Here is a 16,544-nt window from a genome sequence, read left to right on the forward strand (position 1 = left end):
AACCTTTCAAGGCCCGAGCCTATGCTTCGGGCCTTTTTTTTGCCTGATGGTTTTGCCGCCACCAGGCGGCCTCGGATATCGGCACACAACTTGCTCCATAATGCGTCCCAGGCCAACGGGATTACCCAGCATGCTGCACAGTCACCTGACCACCCTCAATGCGGTTTCGCTGATCCTCAATGTCTTTCAGGCAGACGGTTGCGAGGCCTCGGCACTGCTGGCCGGCAGCGGCATCGGCCCGGCAGACCTGGGCCACGCCGATGCGCGCATCACCACCCAGCAGGAACTGCAGGTGTGCGCCAACGCAGTGGCCCGGCGTGAGGACATCGGCCTGGAGCTGGGCCGGCGCATGCATGTGTCGTGCTACGGCATGCTCGGTTACGCCCTGCTCTCCAGTGCCACTTTGGGTGACGCCTTGCGCCTGGCGCTGCAGTATCCGGCACTGCTGGGAACAGTCTTCAAGCTGCGTTTGCTCGACGACGGCCAGCGCGTCTGGTTCAGCGCCAGCGACTATCACGACAGCCCTGCGCTGAGCGCGTTCAACGCAGAGTTCTGCCTGGTTTCGCTGAAAGTCATCTGCGACGACCTGCTTGGCCGCCCGTTGCCGCTGCTGGGCACCCGTTTCGAGCACCCTCGTCCTGGTTACCACACACGCTATGCCGATGCGTTCCAATGCCCGATCGGCTTCTCCGCCGAGGACAATGCCTTTGCCTTCGAAAGGCGCTGGCTGGATATGCCGCTGCCGCTGGCCGACCCGATTACCCACAAGGCCATGAGTGAACGCTGCCGACGCCTGAACCTGGAGTTCACGGGCCGCCAGGCCTGGCTAGGGCGGATTCGCCAGCTGCTGGTGCAGCAGTTGGACGCAGCACCGGGGCTGGAAGGGCTGGCGAGGCAGATGAACTGCTCGTCGCGCACCCTGCGTCGGCATTTACAGGCGTTGGGCTGCAGTTATCAACAGCTGCTGGACGAGCTAAGGTTCGAACGGGCCAAGCAGTTGTTGGCAGACGAGCAAATGCCGATTTACCGGATTGCCGAGACCTTGGGCTTCAGTGAGACGGCCAGCTTTCGGCATGCGTTCCAACGCTGGAGTGGTGTGGCGCCCAGCCACTTTCGCGGTTGAGCTGCTGCGGCCAAAGCGCTTGGCCATATCGATCCCCTTTTGGCCATTTGCGTCGTTCTCCCGTACTGATCCGCCCATGACAATGGACCCACGCCAGTACCCACCGGAGAACAACAATGCTGACGATCTATTCCGATGACCACCGCCTGCACCACGGCCGCTGCGAGCTGATCGACGGCAAGCTGATGCCCTGCTTCGAAATGCCTTCGCGTGCAGACCATGTGCTCGACCAGGTAAAAAAGCGCAACCTCGGCGATATCCAAGGCCCTACCGATTTCGGCCGCGCGCCGTTGCTTCGCATCCACAGCGCCGACTACCTGAACTTCTTCGAGGGCGCCTGGGCCCGCTGGGCCGCATTGGGCCATGAGGGCGACCTGCTACCCTTCACCTGGCCTGCACGCACCCTGCGCCAGGTAAAACCCACTGGCCTGCACGGTGAGCTGGGCTACTACAGTTTCGATGCCGGTGCACCGATCACCGCCGGCACTTGGCAAGCGGCCTACAGCGCCGCCCAGGTCGCCCTTACCGCCCAGGCAGCGATCCAACAAGGTGCCCATTCGGCCTTCGCGCTGTGCCGTCCGCCAGGGCACCACGCCGCTGGCGAAGTGATGGGTGGCTACTGCTACCTCAACAACGCCGCCATCGCCGCTCAGGCCTTCCTCGACCAAGGCCGGCGCAAGGTTGCCATCCTCGACGTCGACTACCACCACGGCAACGGAACCCAGGACATCTTCTACAGCCGCGACGATGTGTTCTTTGCCTCGATCCACGGCGACCCGCAGGATGAATTCCCGTTCTTCCTCGGCTATGCCGATGAAACCGGCGAAGGCGCCGGCGAGGGCTGCAACATCAACTACCCCTTGCCGGCCGGTAGCGACTGGGCTGCCTGGAGTGCCGCCCTGGAAGACGCCTGCCAGCGCATCGCCCGCTATGACGCCGACGTACTGGTGATCTCCCTGGGTGTGGACACCTTCAAGGATGACCCCATCTCGCAGTTCAAGTTGGACAGCCCGGACTACCTGGAGATGGGCCAGCGCATCGGCCAGCTGGGCAAGCCGACCTTGTTCGTGATGGAAGGCGGCTACGCTGTGGAAGAAATCGGTATCAACGCGGTCAATGTGCTGGAAGGCTTCCAGCGCGCCCAGCCAGGAGCCCGGTAATGGTCCGACTCAAGCGTCTGCTCACCCCGTTCATCGCTGCCACCCTGTTCACCGGTGCCCTGCACGCCCAAGCGGAGCAGCGCACCCTGCGTGTGTATAACTGGTTCGATTACATCACCCCGCAGACCTTGACCGACTTCCAGAAGGACAGCGGCGTCAAACTGGTGTACGACATCTTCGACACCAACGAAGCACTGGAGGCCAAGCTGCTCACCGGCAACTCCGGCTATGACGTGGTGGTGCCGTCCAACGTGTTCCTCGCCAAACAGATCGAAGCCGGGGTTTTCCAGCCGCTGGACCGCAGCAAGCTGCCGAACTGGCAACACCTGGACCCGGCGCTGATGAAGCTGATCGAAGCCAACGACCCAGGCAACAAGTTTGCCGTGCCGTATATGTATGGCACCGTGTTGATCGGCTTCAACCCGGCCAAGGTCAAGGCGGCGCTGGGCGACAATGCGCCGGTGGACAGCTGGGACCTGATCTTCAAGGAAGAGAACATCGCCAAGCTCAAGCAGTGCGGCGTAGCCCTGCTCGACTCGCCATCGGAGATCATGCCTCTGGCCCTGCAGTACCTGGGCTTGCCGCCGAACAGCGACAAACCGGCCGACTACAAGAAGGCCGAGGAACTGATGCTGAAGATTCGCCCGCATATCACCTACTTCCATTCCTCGAAGTACATGGCAGATATTGCCAATGGCGACATCTGCGTGGCAGTAGGCTACAGCGGCAGCTTCTCGCAGGCCGCCAACCGCGCCCGTGAGGCGAAAAATGGCGTGGTGGTGGACATGCGCCTGCCCAAGGAAGGCGCGCCGATCTGGTTCGACATGCTGTCGATTCCGAAGGGCGCGGCCAACCCGGAGGATGCGCATGCGTTCATCAACTACCTGCTGCGACCCGAGGTGATCGCACCCATCAGCGACTTCGTTGGGTATCCGAACCCGAACAAAGATGCGACCGCCAAGGTGAACCCGACGATTCGCAACAACCCCAACCTGTACCCGACGGCCGAGGCGATGGCCAAGCTGTATACCCTCAAGCCCCTGGCACGGGATGCCGAACGGGCGCGAACCCGGGCCTGGACGCGGATCAAGTCCGGCACCTGAGTCACCCACGAAGGGCCGCACAGCGGCCCCATTCACTTTCTCCAGGCTTTGCGCAGCTTCATCAGGGCCTCGGCAATCTCACCCTCCGGCACCGCCGCAAACCCCAGCACCAAGCCCGCTCGCTTATCCACAGGCACATCGCTATCCGCCAACCAGAAATTGCTCAGCGGTGTTACCTCCACGCCCACCGCCTCCGCTCTTGCCACCAGTTCCTGCTCTTTCGCAAAGTTATCCACATCGACCTTCACATGCAGCCCGGCCGCCACTTCCGGCATTGCGCCCAACCCCGGAACATCCACTGGCCAACCGGCCTTGAGCACATTGCGCCGGTTCAACGCCGCCTTGCGCATACGGCGGATATGCCGCTGAAAATGCCCGCGGGCCATGAACTCGGCCATCACGCACTGGCTGCTGACCTCCGAATGCCGCACCGCTAGCGCCTTGCCCTGGCTGAACGCCTGCGCCAGCTGCGGCGGGAGCACCAGATAGCCCAGGCGTAACGCCGGGAAGGCGATCTTGCCAAAGGTGCCGACATACAGCACCCGCCCGTGCCGGTCGAGCGCTGCCAGCGGGGCCAGCGGCGCGCCACTGTAGCGATACTCGCCGTCGTAGTCGTCCTCGATGACCCAGCCATCGCTGCGTTCCGCCCAGGCCAGCAATGCCAGGCGGCGCGCCAGGCTCATGGTCACCCCGGTCGGGTACTGGTGAGCAGGCGTGACATAGGCCAGCCGGCAATCCGGCCGTTGCTCGAGCCGGCCGCAATCCATGCCGTCTTCATCCACCGGCACGCCAAACACTCGGCCACCCGCCAGCGTGAAAGCATGACCGGCCGCCCGATAGCCTGGGTTTTCCACAGCCACACCGTCGCCAGGTTGCAGCAGCAGCTGTGCACAAAGGCTGATGGCCTGCTGCGCACCACTGGTGATCACAATTTGTTCAGCCGTGCAGCTCAGCCCGCGCGAGCGGCGCAGGTAAGCCGCGATCAACTCGCGTAAAGCCGGCTCACCTGCCGGATCACCGTAGCCCAGCTGTTCAGGGGAAGGGTTGCGCCAGAAACCCGCCTGCAGCTTGGCCCAGACGTCAAATGGGAACAGGTCGAATGCCGGAATACCGACGCGAAAAGCACGAGGCGCACCGCTTCTTGGCGAGGGCAAATGACCACTTTTCAAGCGCTGTAAAGGCTCGCTCAAACGTCGATCGCTGGATAAATCATCAGTATTTCCAACGGAAAATGTGGATAACCCTGTTGATAAACCCAGGGATAACTCTGTGGATACTTGTGTGGATAGTTTCGGAAGCTGGCTAACGTACGTGCCATCACCGACGCGGCTTTCGATGTAGCCTTCGGCATACAGTTGGTCATAGGCACGCACCACGCTGTTGCGTGACAGCGCCAGCATGCCCGCCAGGTCACGTGTGGCCGGCAGCCGCGTGCCACTGCTCAGGCGCCCATCCAGCACCCGCGCCCGTAACGCCTGATAAAGCTGCTGGCTAAGCCCGCGACGGCGATCAAGGGCGATGCCGGCAGGGTCGAAAGGCAGTATGAGGGGCTGCTGGCTCATGGCATTGGACCTATCAAATCAGACAGTAATGGCTCTTACCCAGAACCAATAGCCTGCCTAGGATGAAGCCATTCGACAAGGATCCCGCCCATGTACAACAGCAAACCCCACCAGGAACACGACCTCGCCCGCCTGCACCAACACATGCTGGACACCCGCCTGGCCGTTCTGGTCAGCCACGGCGAGCAGGGCCTGCTGGCCACGCACCTGCCGGTGCTGGTCGATACCGCTGAGGGCGAGTTCGGCACAGTGTATGCCCACCTGGCCCGGGCCAACCGCCAATGGCAAGACCTCGAGCAAGGCGGCGAAGCGCTGCTGGTGTTCCCCGGCGCCGATGCCTATGTCAGCCCCAGCTACTACCCAAGCAAGGCCGATAACCCCAAGGTGGTGCCGACCTGGAACTACCTGGCTGTGCACGCCTATGGCCCGGCCGATGTTATCCATGAGGCCGAGCCGCTGCTGGCGATCGTAAGCCGCCTGACCGACCGACACGAACAGGGGCGCAGCGAACCGTGGAAGGTCACCGATGCCCCTGCTGACTACCTCGACGGCATGCTCCGCGCCATCGTCGGGGTCCGCCTGCCCATCGCCCGCCTGCAAGGCGCGCGCAAGCTCAGCCAGAACCGCTCCGAGCAAGACATCGCCGGTGTGTGCGAAAGCCTGAGCGCCAGTACCGATCAACAAGACAACCAACTCGCGGCGCACATGCGCCAACTCTGAAGGAATAGCCCCATGTCTAGCGTTACCCTGCGCCCTGTCACCGCCCAAGATCACGCCGCCTGGCAGGCCCTGTGGCAGGCCTACTTGCACTTCTACGAAACCGAGTTGGCCGATGAAGTCAGCCAGAGCACCTGGCAGCGCCTGCTCGACCCTAACGAGCCAACCCATTCGGCACTGGCCTGGGTCGATGGCAAGGCCGTGGGGATGGTCAACTTCATCTACCATCGCTCCAACTGGAGCATCGAGAATGCCTGCTACCTGCAAGACCTGTACGTGGACAGCACGCAGCGTGGCCTGGGCATCGGTCGGCAACTGATCGAACACGTCTACACCACCGCCAAGGCCGATAACTGCAGCAAGGTGCACTGGCTGACCCACGAAACCAACGCCACCGCCATCAGCCTGTATCAGCAGGTTGCCGAGCGCTCGGGCTTCATCCAATTCCGCAAAGGTTTGTAGGCCAGATATGACTGACGCATTGAACTGGAAACCCGCCGCAACACCCAAGGCCGAGCCAATCGAAGGCCGCTTCATCCGCCTGGAAAAGCTCGACCCGGTGCGCCATGGCAACGACCTCTGGGAGGTACTGCAGGGGCCAGCCTCCGACCCAGTGCTGTGGGACTACCTGCCCTACGGCCGATTCGCCGAACGTGCCGCCTTCGATCGCTGGCTGGAAGGCAACGCTGCAGGCCAGGACCCGCTGTACTACACCGTCATCGACCGCGCTAGTGGCCAGGCCCAGGGCATCCTCACCCTGATGTCGATCGTGCCCGACCACGGCCGAATCGAAATCGGCCATATCGCTTTCGGCGCCCCCATGCAGCGCACGCCCAAGAGCACCGAGGCGGTGTACCTGCTGGGCAAGCTCGGCTTCGAACTGGGCAACCGCCGGCTGGAGTGGAAGTGCAATAACGCCAACGCCCGCTCGAAGCGTGCAGCGGAGCGATTTGGCTTCACCTACGAAGGGGTTTTCCGCAAACACCTGGTGGTGAAGGACCACAACCGCGATACGGCCTGGTATTCGATTACCGATGATGAATGGCCGGCGGTGGCTGCCGGCTTCGAGCGGTGGCTGGGTGAGGATAATCAGCAGCCAGGCGGGCAGCGACAAACATTGGAAGCGTGCCGCAACGGTTGATTTTTGTATTGGCTTGCTGGCGACAGGGCCATCAAATGCAGCACAAAAAAAGGGGAGCATCCGCTCCCCAGAGGTAAACCGCTTGTGGATGAAGGCCTGAATCAGCCCTCGATCTCGATCAGGATTTCACCCGGCGTCACGCGATCGCCCTTGGCCACATGGATGGCGACGACCTTGCCGGCGATGGCCGCCTGCACTTCGGTCTCCATCTTCATGGCTTCGGTGATCAGCACGGCCTGACCGGCCTTGACCACGTCACCTTCCTTGACCAGCACATCGACGATGTTGCCTGGCATGGTGGTGCTGACGTGGCCTGGGTCGGTGGCTTGCTTGCGTTTGCTGCCGCCGCCGCCGACGAATTCGTTGAGTGGTTCGAACACCACTTCTTCCGGCATGCCGTCGATGGACAGGTAGAAGTGGCGCTTGCCTTCGGCCTTCACACCCACACCCGTGATGTCGACGCGGTAGGTTTCGCCGTGCACGTCGATGACGAACTCGGTCGGTACGCCTTCACCGCCAGGGGCAGAAACGGCGCCAGCTTCTGGAATCGGCAGCAGGGCTTCCGGGGTGAGCGTGCCGGCTTCGCGTTCTTCGAGGAACTTGCGGCCAATGTCCGGGAACATGGCAAAGGTCAGCACGTCCTCTTCACAGCGGGCCAGGGCGCCGATGTCGGTACGCAGCTTGGCCATCTCCGGCTTCAGCAGGTCGGCCGGGCGCACGTCGATCACTTCTTCGCTGCCGATCGCCTGGCGGCGCAGTTGCTCGTTGACCACACCTGGCGCCTTGCCGTAACCGCCTTGCAGGTACAGCTTCACCTCGTTGGTGATGGTCTTGTAGCGCTCGCCGGCCAGCACGTTGAAGAACGCCTGGGTGCCGACGATCTGCGAGGTCGGCGTTACCAGCGGCGGGTAACCAAGGTCTTCACGCACACGTGGGATCTCAGCCAGCACTTCGTTCATGCGGTTGAGCGCACCCTGCTCTTTCAACTGGTTGGCCAGGTTGGAAATCATGCCGCCCGGCACCTGGTTGACCTGCACGCGGGTGTCCACGGCGGTGAACTCGCTTTCGAACTGGTGGTACTTCTTGCGCACGGCGTAGAAGTACAGGCCGATTTCCTGCAGCAGTTCCAGGTCCAGGCCGGTATCGAACTCACTGCCCTTGAGCGCGGCAACCATCGACTCGGTACCCGGGTGGCTGGTGCCCCAGGCGAAGCTGGAAATGGCGGTGTCGATGTGGTCTGCACCGTTTTCCACAGCCTTGAGCTGGCACATGGCCGCCAGGCCGGCGGTGTCGTGGGAGTGGATGAACACCGGCAGCGACTGCTCGGCCTTCAGCGCCTTGACCAGCTCGCCAGTGGCGAATGGGGTCAGCAGGCCGGCCATGTCCTTGATCGCTACCGAGTCGCAACCCATGGCTTCCATCTGCTTGGCTTGGTTCACGAAGGCTTCGATGGTGTGCACCGGGCTGGTGGTGTAGGCGATGGTGCCCTGGGCGTGCTTGCCGGCGGCCTTGACCGCTTCGATGGCCACGCGCAGGTTACGCACGTCGTTCATGGCGTCGAAAATACGGAAAACATCGATGCCGTTGACCGCAGCCTTGGCGACGAAAGCTTTGACCACGTCGTCGCTGTAGTGGCGGTAGCCCAGCAGGTTTTGGCCGCGCAGCAGCATTTGCAGGCGAGTATTGGGCAGTGCTGCACGCAGCTTGCGCAGGCGCTCCCACGGGTCTTCCTTGAGGAAGCGCACGCAGGCGTCGAAGGTGGCGCCACCCCAGACTTCCAGCGACCAGTAGCCGACTTTGTCGAGCTTGTCGCAGATCGGCAGCATGTCTTCGGTACGCATGCGGGTGGCCAGCAGGGACTGGTGGGCGTCGCGCAGGATCGTGTCGGTTACGTGAATTTTCTTGGACATTATGGGGTTCCTCACAGGCCTGCGTGGGCGGCGATGGCGGCGGCGATGGCCAGGGCCAGCTCTTCGGGTTTGCGCTTGATCGAGTAGTTGGTCAGTTCAGGGTGGCTTTCGACGAAGCTGGTATTGAACTGGCCGCTACGGAATTCCGGATTGCGCAGGATTTCCTGGTAGTACGCGGCGGTGGTCTTCACCCCTTGCACGCGCATGTCGTCCAGGGCCCGCAGGCCGCGGTCCATGGCTTCTTCCCAGGTCAACGCCCACACCACCAGTTTCAGGCACATGGAGTCGTAGAACGGCGGAATGGTGTAGCCGGTGTAGATCGCCGTGTCGGTACGCACGCCGGGGCCGCCGGGGGCGTAGTAACGGGTGATCTTGCCGAAACTTGGCAGGAAGTTGTTCTTCGGGTCTTCGGCGTTAATACGGAACTGCAACGCGTAACCGCGGTGCTGAATGTCTTCTTGCTTGACCGACAGCGGCAAGCCCGAGGCAATGCGAATCTGCTCACGGACGATGTCGATACCGGTGATTTCCTCGGTGATGGTGTGTTCCACCTGCACCCGGGTGTTCATTTCCATGAAGTACACCTCGCCATCGGCGAGCAGAAACTCCACGGTACCGGCGTTCTCGTAGTTCACCGCCTTGGCCGCACGCACTGCCAGGTCGCCAATGTAGGCGCGCTGCTCGGGGGTGAGCTGGGGGCTTGGGGCGATTTCGATGAGTTTCTGGTTACGGCGCTGGATCGAGCAGTCGCGCTCGAACAGGTGCACCACGTTGCCAAAGCTGTCACCGAGGATCTGCGCCTCGATGTGCTTGGGGTTGACGATGCACTTTTCCAGGAACACTTCAGCCGAACCAAAGGCCTTGGTCGCCTCGGAAATCACCCGTGGGAAGTTCTGTTCCAGTTCCTCGCGGCTGTTGCAACGGCGAATACCGCGACCGCCACCACCGGAGGTGGCCTTGAGCATCACCGGGTAACCGATGCGCTCGCCTTCGCTCAAGGCTTCATGAATATCGGCAACGTTGCCTTCGGTGCCAGGGGTGACCGGCACACCAGCGGCGATCATGGTGCGGCGCGCTTCGGTCTTGTCGCCCATGCGGCGAATCACGTCGGCGGCCGGGCCGATGAACTTGATCCCGCGCTCGGCGCAGATCTCTGCCAGTTCAGCGTTTTCCGACAAAAAACCATAGCCCGGGTGCAGGGCATCACAACCGGTTTCCACAGCCAGGTTCACCAGCTTGCGCGGGTTCAGGTAGCCGGCCAGCGGCTCGGCACCAATGCTGTGGGCTTCGTCGGCGCGCTTGACGTGCAAGGCATGCCGGTCGGCGTCGGAAAAGATCGCTACCGAGCGTATGCCCATCTCGGCGCAGGCACGCACGATCCGAACTGCGATTTCACCTCGGTTGGCGATCAGGATTTTTTTTATCACTGGAGTCTTCCCAAAGCCGTAGGAACAGTCGAGCCGGTTCTACCGGTCGGCGCGTGACCAGGCGTTGCTGGCCAGTCGCACATTCACCCTAGCGCTGTAGGTCGATAAACAAAAATCAATATTTGTTAGGGGCTGTATTAGCAAAAGCTTATAGTGCGGTAACAAGGTGTTGCCGAAGGCGAGAAAAGAAATGCGTAAGTCCTTGATGCGTATGACTTTGCGTCAATTGCAGATCTTCAATGAGGTGTGTGATTTACGTTCTTACAGCCGTGCGGCGGAAGAGATGTCGCTGACGCAACCCGCCGTTAGTCTACAGATCCGCCAGCTTGAAGAGCTGATCGGCCAGCCGCTGTTCGAGTATGTGGGCAAGAAGCTCTACCTCACCGAGGCGGCCGAAGCATTGCAACGCGCCAGCCACGACATTTTCGGGCGCCTGGAGAGCCTGGACATGCAGCTGTCGGACATGCAGGGCTCATTGCAGGGTCAGTTGAAGCTGGCGATCGAGTCCAGTGCCAAGTACTTCGTGCCACACCTGTTCGCCGCCTTCAAGCAGCGTCACCCGGAGGTCAACCTGACCCTGACAGTGGTCAACCGCGCCCAGGCCATTCGCCGTCTTTCCGACAACCGCGACGACCTGATCATCATGTCGATGGTGCCGCAGGACATGGGTCTGGAGTTTCTGCCATTCCTCAACAACCCGATCGTTGCCGTGGCGCCGCCCGAGCACCCGCTGTGCAAGCTCGAGCAGCTGCGCCTGCAGGACCTGGAGCCTCATACCCTGTTGGTCCGTGAGCAAGGTTCAGGGACGCGCAAGGCTTGCGAAGAGTACTTCAAGGACAAGCGCGTGCATTTCACCCAGACCCTGGAGGTTGCATCGGCCGATGCCCAGCGCGAATGCGTGATCGCCGGCCTTGGGATCGCCCTGCTCACCCGCCACGCAGTCAACCTGGAACTGGCCACCGGGGTGCTGAAGGAATTACCGGTGGAGGAACTGCCGCTGTACCGCAGCTGGTGCGTGGTGCAGTCCAAGGCCAAGCGACAGTCGCCGGTGGCCTTGGCCTTTCTGGCATTCATCCGCGGCGAACGTGCGTTGATCAGCGCGCTTGTTGAGCGTTTTTCGGGGAAGTTGCCGCCGACGCCTGCCACACCGTGAGTTCTTGCAACTCGGGGTAATCCACCAGGTCGCGCAGCAGCTGACGTTGGTCGCAATAGCTTTCGATCGCGCGGCGGTATTCCATGCGGCGCTGATCCTTTTCCTGCTGTTTGCGAGCCTTGGCGTTGGGTTGGTACGTACCATCGAAGTCACGAGCCATTGCCTGTCTCCCAGATAGGATGCGGGAGTTTCAGACTGGCCTTGATGGTTTACGGTTTGGCTGTGGAATGGTGACAAAACAGTGAAATTTGCTTCGCCTTTGCCGGCCTTTTCACGGATGAACTCGCGTAAAGGCCATTACAGGCTGAATTCAGTCATCTGTAGCCTTGATCGACTTGGGCGACAAACGCAGGCTGCGCAAGCTGCGCTTCACGCTTTTCAGGTGGTTGACCAGGCTCGGGCCCCGTGCCATGGCCACGCCCATGGCCAGCACGTCAATCACCACAAGGTGGGCGATACGCGAGGTCAGCGGGGTATAGATTTCGGTGTCCTCATGCACGTCGATCGCCAGGTTGACCGTCGACAGCTCGGCCAGCGGCGTCTGGCTGGGGCACAGGGTAATCAGGTTGGCGCCGCTCTCACGCACCAGGTTGGCGGTGATCAGCAAGTCCTTGGAGCGACCCGACTGGGAAATACACACGGCCACATCGCCCGGCTTCAAGGTTACCGCCGACATCGCCTGCATGTGCGGGTCGGAATAAGCAGCGGCACTGAGCAGCAGGCGGAAGAACTTGTGCTGGGCATCGGCCGCCACCGCACCAGAGGCACCAAAGCCATAGAACTCGACACGCTGTGCCTGGGCCATGGCGCTCACCGCCTGCTGAAGCGCATGCGGGTCGAGGTGCTCGCGCACTTCCATCAGGGTGTGCAGGGTAGTGTCGAAGATCTTCAGGCTGTAGTCGGCGACCGAGTCGTCTTCATGGATGGCAAACTGGCCAAAACTGGCCCCAGCCGCCAGGCTCTGCGCCAGCTTGAGTTTCAGGTCCTGGAAGCCCGAGCAACCGATCGCCCGGCAGAAACGTACGATGGTCGGCTCGCTGATGCCCACACTGTGCGCCAGATCGGCCATGGAGCTGTGCATGACGGCAGCCGGGTCGAGCAGCACGTGGTCGGCCACTTTGAGTTCCGATTTGCGCAGCAGGTGGCGCGATTGGGCGATATGTTGCAACAGATTCACGGGCTGGACTCGGTTATGATCGGCTGGCCGGGTTGTAGCTTTCTTGTAGTTATACTACATGGACGCCAACCCGCCCAGTTAAACGAACGTGGAGAGTGGTGGTTTGACTATTCCTTGCGACATTCTGGTGTTCGGTGGCACGGGCGACCTGGCCCTGCACAAATTGCTTCCGGCGCTCTACCATTTGTATCGCGAGGCGCGCCTGAACAACGCGGTACGCATCATTGCCCTCGCCCGCCGCAACATCAGCCGTAACGAATACCTCAAGCTCGCAGAACGGCATTGCCGGGCGCAGATTGCCCGCACCGACTTCGACGAAGATGTGTGGCAACGCTTTGCCGCGCGCCTCGACTACTTCCCCATGGATGCCTCGCAAAGCGCCGACTTCGGTCGCCTGGCGCGCTACCTCGGCGAGCCTGGCGGGCTGACCCGCGTCTTCTACCTGGCCACCGCGCCCTCCCTGTTCGTGCCAATCGCCAACCACTTGCGTATTTCCGGGCTGGCCGACAGCGAGGCGCGCATTGTGCTGGAAAAGCCCATTGGCCATTCACAGCACTCGGCCACCGCCATCAACGAAGCGATCGGCGCCGTGTTCGAAGAACCCCAGGTGTTTCGCATTGATCACTACCTGGGCAAGGAAACCGTGCAGAACCTCATGGCGCTGCGCTTTGCCAACGCCCTGCTTGAACCTGTGTGGCGCAACGGCCAGGTCGATCATGTGCAGATCAGCGCCTGCGAAACCCTCGGTGTAGAGAACCGCGGCGGGTACTACGACCGCGCCGGGCAACCCGCGACATGCTCCAGAACCACTTGCTGCAGCTGCTGTGCCTGGTGGCCATGGAGCCACCCGCGCAGTTCGAAGCCGAGGCCGTGCGCGACGAGAAGTGAAGGTCCTGCGTGCCCTCAAGCCCATTACTGGGCAGGACGTACAGGACAAGACCGTGCGTGGTCAGTACGGTGCCGGCTACATCGGTGGCCAGGAAGTGCCGGCCTATTACTTCGAAAAGGACGTGGACAACGACAGCGATACCGAAACCTTTGTGGCCGTTCAGGCGCACATCGACAATTGGCGCTGGGCTGGCGTGCCGTTCTACCTGCGCACCGGCAAGCGCATGGCGCGGCGCACTTCGCAGATCGTCATCCAGTTCAAGCCTGTGCCCCATGAGCTTTTCAGCGGCGGCCAGGTCAACCAGCTGTTGATCCAGCTGCAACCGGACGAACGCATCAGCCTGCGCATGATGACCAAAAGCCCCGGCAAAGGCATGCGACTGGAGCCGGTGGACCTGGACCTCAACCTGGCCCAGGTGTTCGGCCAGACCCGTCGTTGGGGTGCTTACGAACGCCTGCTGCTGGACATCCTGGAAGGCGACTCGACGCTGTTCATGCGGCGTGATGAAGTGGAAGCGGCCTGGGCGTGGGTCGACCCGATCATCAAGGGCTGGGAAGAGCACTTTCAGGCGCCACGCCATTACCCGGCGGGCAACAACGGCCCGGAGCAGGCCAACAGCCTACTCGCGCGGCATGGCAGGCACTGGCACAGCTGAAGCGCTTCGCGCTGCATCGCAGGTATGCGCTGCAGATATTTTCCACGACGGCCAACTGATCACTTGCATCACCGACATCGTGGAAACCCATTGATGTAGACGTGACGGCCCCTGCAGGCGCACGGCCTGCAGGGGCCGCTTTGCAGTTGCGCAAGGGTGAATATTCATACAGTGCCATTTACCCTTCCCCTGCTGCGCCCTAGAATGGCCCGATGCACACAGATGACCTCTCCCTCCTGCTGAATTCCCTCAACGATGCCCAACGCCAGGCCGTAGCGGCCACGCTCGGGCGTCAATTGGTGCTTGCCGGCGCCGGTTCCGGTAAAACCCGCGTGCTGGTGCACCGCATCGCCTGGCTTATCCAGGTAGAGCAGGCGTCGCCGCATTCGATCCTGTCGGTGACCTTCACCAACAAGGCTGCTGCAGAAATGCGCCAGCGGATCGAGCAGCTGCTGGGGATCAACCCGGCGGGTATGTGGGTAGGCACCTTCCACGGCCTGGCCCATCGCCTGCTGCGGGCCCACTGGCAGGAAGCACGGTTGGTTCAGAACTTCCAGATCCTCGACAGCGACGACCAGCAGCGCCTGATCAAGCGGGTGATGCGCGAGCTGGGCCTGGACGAGCAGAAGTGGCCGGCGCGCCAGGCCCAGTGGTTCATCAACGGGCAGAAGGACGAGGGCCTGCGCCCGCAGCATATCCAGGCCGGTGGCGACCTGTTCCTGGCGACCATGCGCGAGGTCTATACCGCCTACGAGCAGGCCTGCGAGCGCGCCGGGGTCATCGACTTCTCCGAACTGCTGCTGCGCGCCCTGGACCTGTGGCGCGACCACCCGGGCTTGCTGGAGCACTACCAGCGGCGCTTCCAGCACGTGCTGGTGGACGAGTTCCAGGATACCAACGCCGTGCAGTACGCCTGGCTGCGCCTGTTGGCGCGCGGTGGCGCCAGCTTGATGGCGGTAGGCGATGACGACCAGTCGATCTACGGCTGGCGCGGCGCCAAGATCGAAAACATTCACCAGTACACCGCCGACTTCCCCGACGCCGAGATGATCCGCCTGGAGCAGAACTACCGCTCCACCGGCGGCATCCTCAAGGCTGCCAACGCCCTGATCGCCAACAACAGTGGGCGCCTGGGCAAAGAGCTGTGGACCGACATGGGCGAAGGCGAACCGCTGACCCTGTACGCGGCCTACAACGAGCATGACGAAGCGCGCTACGTGGTAGAAACCATCGAAAGCCTGGTCAAGCAGGGCAATGCGCGTAACGAGATCGCCATTCTGTACCGTTCCAACGCCCAGTCGCGGGTGCTGGAAGAGGCCCTGCTGCGCGAGCGCATCCCCTACCGCATCTATGGCGGCCAACGCTTCTTCGAACGCGCCGAAATCAAGAACGCCATGGCATACCTGCGGCTGATCGAAGGGCGTGGCAACGATGCCGCCCTGGAGCGGGTGATCAACGTGCCGCCGCGCGGTATCGGCGAAAAAACCGTCGAAGCCATCCGTGAGCACGCCCGCCACAGCCAGTTGTCGATGTGGGAGGCCATGTGCCAGCTGCTCGCCGCCAAGGCCCTGAAGGGCCGCGCCGCCAGTGCCCTGGGGGCTTTCATCGAGCTGATCGAGGGGCTGGCCGCCAAAGTCGTGGACATGCCGCTGCATACCATGACCCAGACCACCATCGAGCAGTCCGGGCTGATCCTCTATCACCAGGAGGAAAAAGGTGAAAAGGGCCAGGCACGGGTAGAAAACCTTGAGGAACTGGTCAGCGCTGCACGCAACTTCGAATCCGCCGACGAAGATGCCGACCTCTCGCCACTGTCAGCCTTCTTGGGGCATGCCTCGCTTGAAGCGGGCGATACCCAGGCTGATGAGCATGAAGACAGCATCCAGCTGATGACCCTGCACAGCGCCAAAGGCCTGGAGTTCCCGTATGTGTTCCTGGTGGGCATGGAAGAAGGCCTGTTCCCGCACAAGATGAGCCTGGAAGAACCCGGCCGCCTGGAAGAGGAACGGCGCCTGGCCTACGTGGGCATCACCCGCGCCATGCGCCAGCTGGTCATGACCTATGCCGAAACCCGTCGTCTGTATGGCAGCGAGACCTACAACAAGGTGTCGCGTTTCGTGCGCGAAATTCCGCCAGGCTTGGTTCAGGAAGTGCGCCTGTCCAACAGCGTCAGCCGCCCGTTCGGTGGGGCCAAGACCGCCACCAACAGCAACCTGTTTGCCAATGCCAGTATTCCGCAGACCGCGTTCAACCTTGGCCAGCGTGTACAACATGCAGTGTTTGGCGAAGGTGTGATCCTCAACTTCGAGGGCTCGGGTGCGCAGGCGCGGGTGCAGGTGAACTTTGCCGAAGGCAGCAAGTGGCTGATGCTGGGGTATGCCAAGCTCGAGGCCATCTGAAAGCGCAAGGCCGCCCTGCCGGGGCGGCCTTGTAACATTCAGGCAAAAGCTCGAAACATTATGTCGCTGGTCATGTGCCCGGGAACCTGTGCACCATGACGCGCGTGCAATCCACAACAGGGGATATC

General features: G+C 62.0%; 13 protein-coding genes and 1 pseudogene. 9 read left to right on the forward strand and 5 right to left on the reverse strand.

Annotated features, from left to right (window positions below; genetic code table 11):
• Positions 1–130 precede the first annotated feature (130 nt).
• From AB5975_09760 to AB5975_09770, 3 genes are all read left to right on the forward strand, one after another.
• The gene (locus tag AB5975_09760) at positions 131–1,123 is read left to right on the forward strand and encodes an AraC family transcriptional regulator (protein ID XDR22062.1); all 993 of its coding nucleotides are present in this window, start codon (positions 131–133) and stop codon (positions 1,121–1,123) included.
• Positions 1,124–1,239: 116 nt separating this feature from the next.
• Positions 1,240–2,283: a histone deacetylase family protein gene (locus AB5975_09765; protein ID XDR22063.1), complete on the forward strand. Its 1,044-nt coding sequence runs from the start codon at positions 1,240–1,242 to the stop codon at positions 2,281–2,283.
• Entirely contained in the window at positions 2,283–3,386 is a 1,104-nt protein-coding gene (locus tag AB5975_09770; GenBank protein ID XDR22064.1) for a polyamine ABC transporter substrate-binding protein, read from the forward strand. Before AB5975_09765 ends, AB5975_09770 begins: the two co-directional genes overlap by 1 nt.
• Positions 3,387–3,418: 32 nt before the next feature.
• Here AB5975_09770 and AB5975_09775 read toward each other — a convergent pair whose 3' ends face one another.
• Positions 3,419–4,948 (reverse strand): PLP-dependent aminotransferase family protein, encoded by a 1,530-nt coding sequence (locus AB5975_09775; protein ID XDR22065.1) that lies wholly within the window; start codon positions 4,946–4,948, stop codon positions 3,419–3,421.
• 90 nt (positions 4,949–5,038) lie between these two features.
• On the opposite strand from AB5975_09775, the gene AB5975_09780 reads away from it, so the two are divergent.
• From AB5975_09780 to AB5975_09790, 3 genes are read left to right on the forward strand one after another with little or no spacing between them, the layout of a single operon-like run.
• Positions 5,039–5,668, forward strand: coding sequence for an FMN-binding negative transcriptional regulator (locus AB5975_09780; protein ID XDR22066.1), 630 nt, complete (start codon positions 5,039–5,041; stop codon positions 5,666–5,668).
• 12 nt (positions 5,669–5,680) lie between these two features.
• On the forward strand, positions 5,681–6,127 hold the full coding sequence (locus tag AB5975_09785; protein XDR22067.1) for an N-acetyltransferase family protein: 447 nt from the start codon (positions 5,681–5,683) through the stop codon (positions 6,125–6,127).
• 7 nt (positions 6,128–6,134) lie between these two features.
• Entirely contained in the window at positions 6,135–6,806 is a 672-nt protein-coding gene (locus AB5975_09790; protein ID XDR22068.1) for a GNAT family N-acetyltransferase, read from the forward strand.
• Positions 6,807–6,907: 101 nt separating this feature from the next.
• Here the strand turns inward: AB5975_09790 and oadA are convergent, their stop codons facing one another.
• Both oadA and AB5975_09800 read right to left on the reverse strand, forming a co-directional pair.
• Complete coding sequence (gene oadA / locus AB5975_09795; protein ID XDR22069.1) at positions 6,908–8,716, reverse strand: sodium-extruding oxaloacetate decarboxylase subunit alpha; 1,809 nt, start codon at positions 8,714–8,716, stop codon at positions 6,908–6,910.
• A gap of 11 nt (positions 8,717–8,727) precedes the next feature.
• Complete coding sequence (locus AB5975_09800) at positions 8,728–10,143, reverse strand: acetyl-CoA carboxylase biotin carboxylase subunit (protein XDR22070.1); 1,416 nt, start codon at positions 10,141–10,143, stop codon at positions 8,728–8,730.
• 190 nt (positions 10,144–10,333) lie between these two features.
• Here AB5975_09800 and AB5975_09805 point away from each other — a divergent pair, with 190 nt between their 5' ends.
• Positions 10,334–11,296, forward strand: coding sequence for a LysR family transcriptional regulator (locus AB5975_09805; GenBank protein XDR22071.1), 963 nt, complete (start codon positions 10,334–10,336; stop codon positions 11,294–11,296).
• Here the strand turns inward: AB5975_09805 and AB5975_09810 are convergent.
• The gene (locus tag AB5975_09810; protein ID XDR22072.1) at positions 11,238–11,456 is read right to left on the reverse strand and encodes a PA3496 family putative envelope integrity protein; all 219 of its coding nucleotides are present in this window, start codon (positions 11,454–11,456) and stop codon (positions 11,238–11,240) included. The genes AB5975_09805 and AB5975_09810 overlap by 59 nt on opposite strands.
• 150 nt (positions 11,457–11,606) lie before the next feature.
• The gene (gene hexR / locus AB5975_09815) at positions 11,607–12,473 is read right to left on the reverse strand and encodes a transcriptional regulator HexR (GenBank protein XDR22073.1); all 867 of its coding nucleotides are present in this window, start codon (positions 12,471–12,473) and stop codon (positions 11,607–11,609) included.
• Positions 12,474–12,576: 103 nt separating this feature from the next.
• On the opposite strand from hexR, the pseudogene zwf reads away from it, so the two are divergent.
• Both zwf and uvrD read left to right on the forward strand, forming a co-directional pair.
• Positions 12,577–14,017 (forward strand): annotated as a pseudogene (gene zwf, locus AB5975_09820) (glucose-6-phosphate dehydrogenase).
• A 212-nt stretch (positions 14,018–14,229) separates the two neighbouring features.
• On the forward strand, positions 14,230–16,416 hold the full coding sequence (uvrD, locus tag AB5975_09825; protein ID XDR22074.1) for a DNA helicase II: 2,187 nt from the start codon (positions 14,230–14,232) through the stop codon (positions 16,414–16,416).
• Positions 16,417–16,544 lie beyond the last annotated feature (128 nt).

The organism is Pseudomonas putida, assembly GCA_041071465.1.
Classification (GTDB): Bacteria; Pseudomonadota; Gammaproteobacteria; order Pseudomonadales; family Pseudomonadaceae; genus Aquipseudomonas; species Aquipseudomonas putida_P.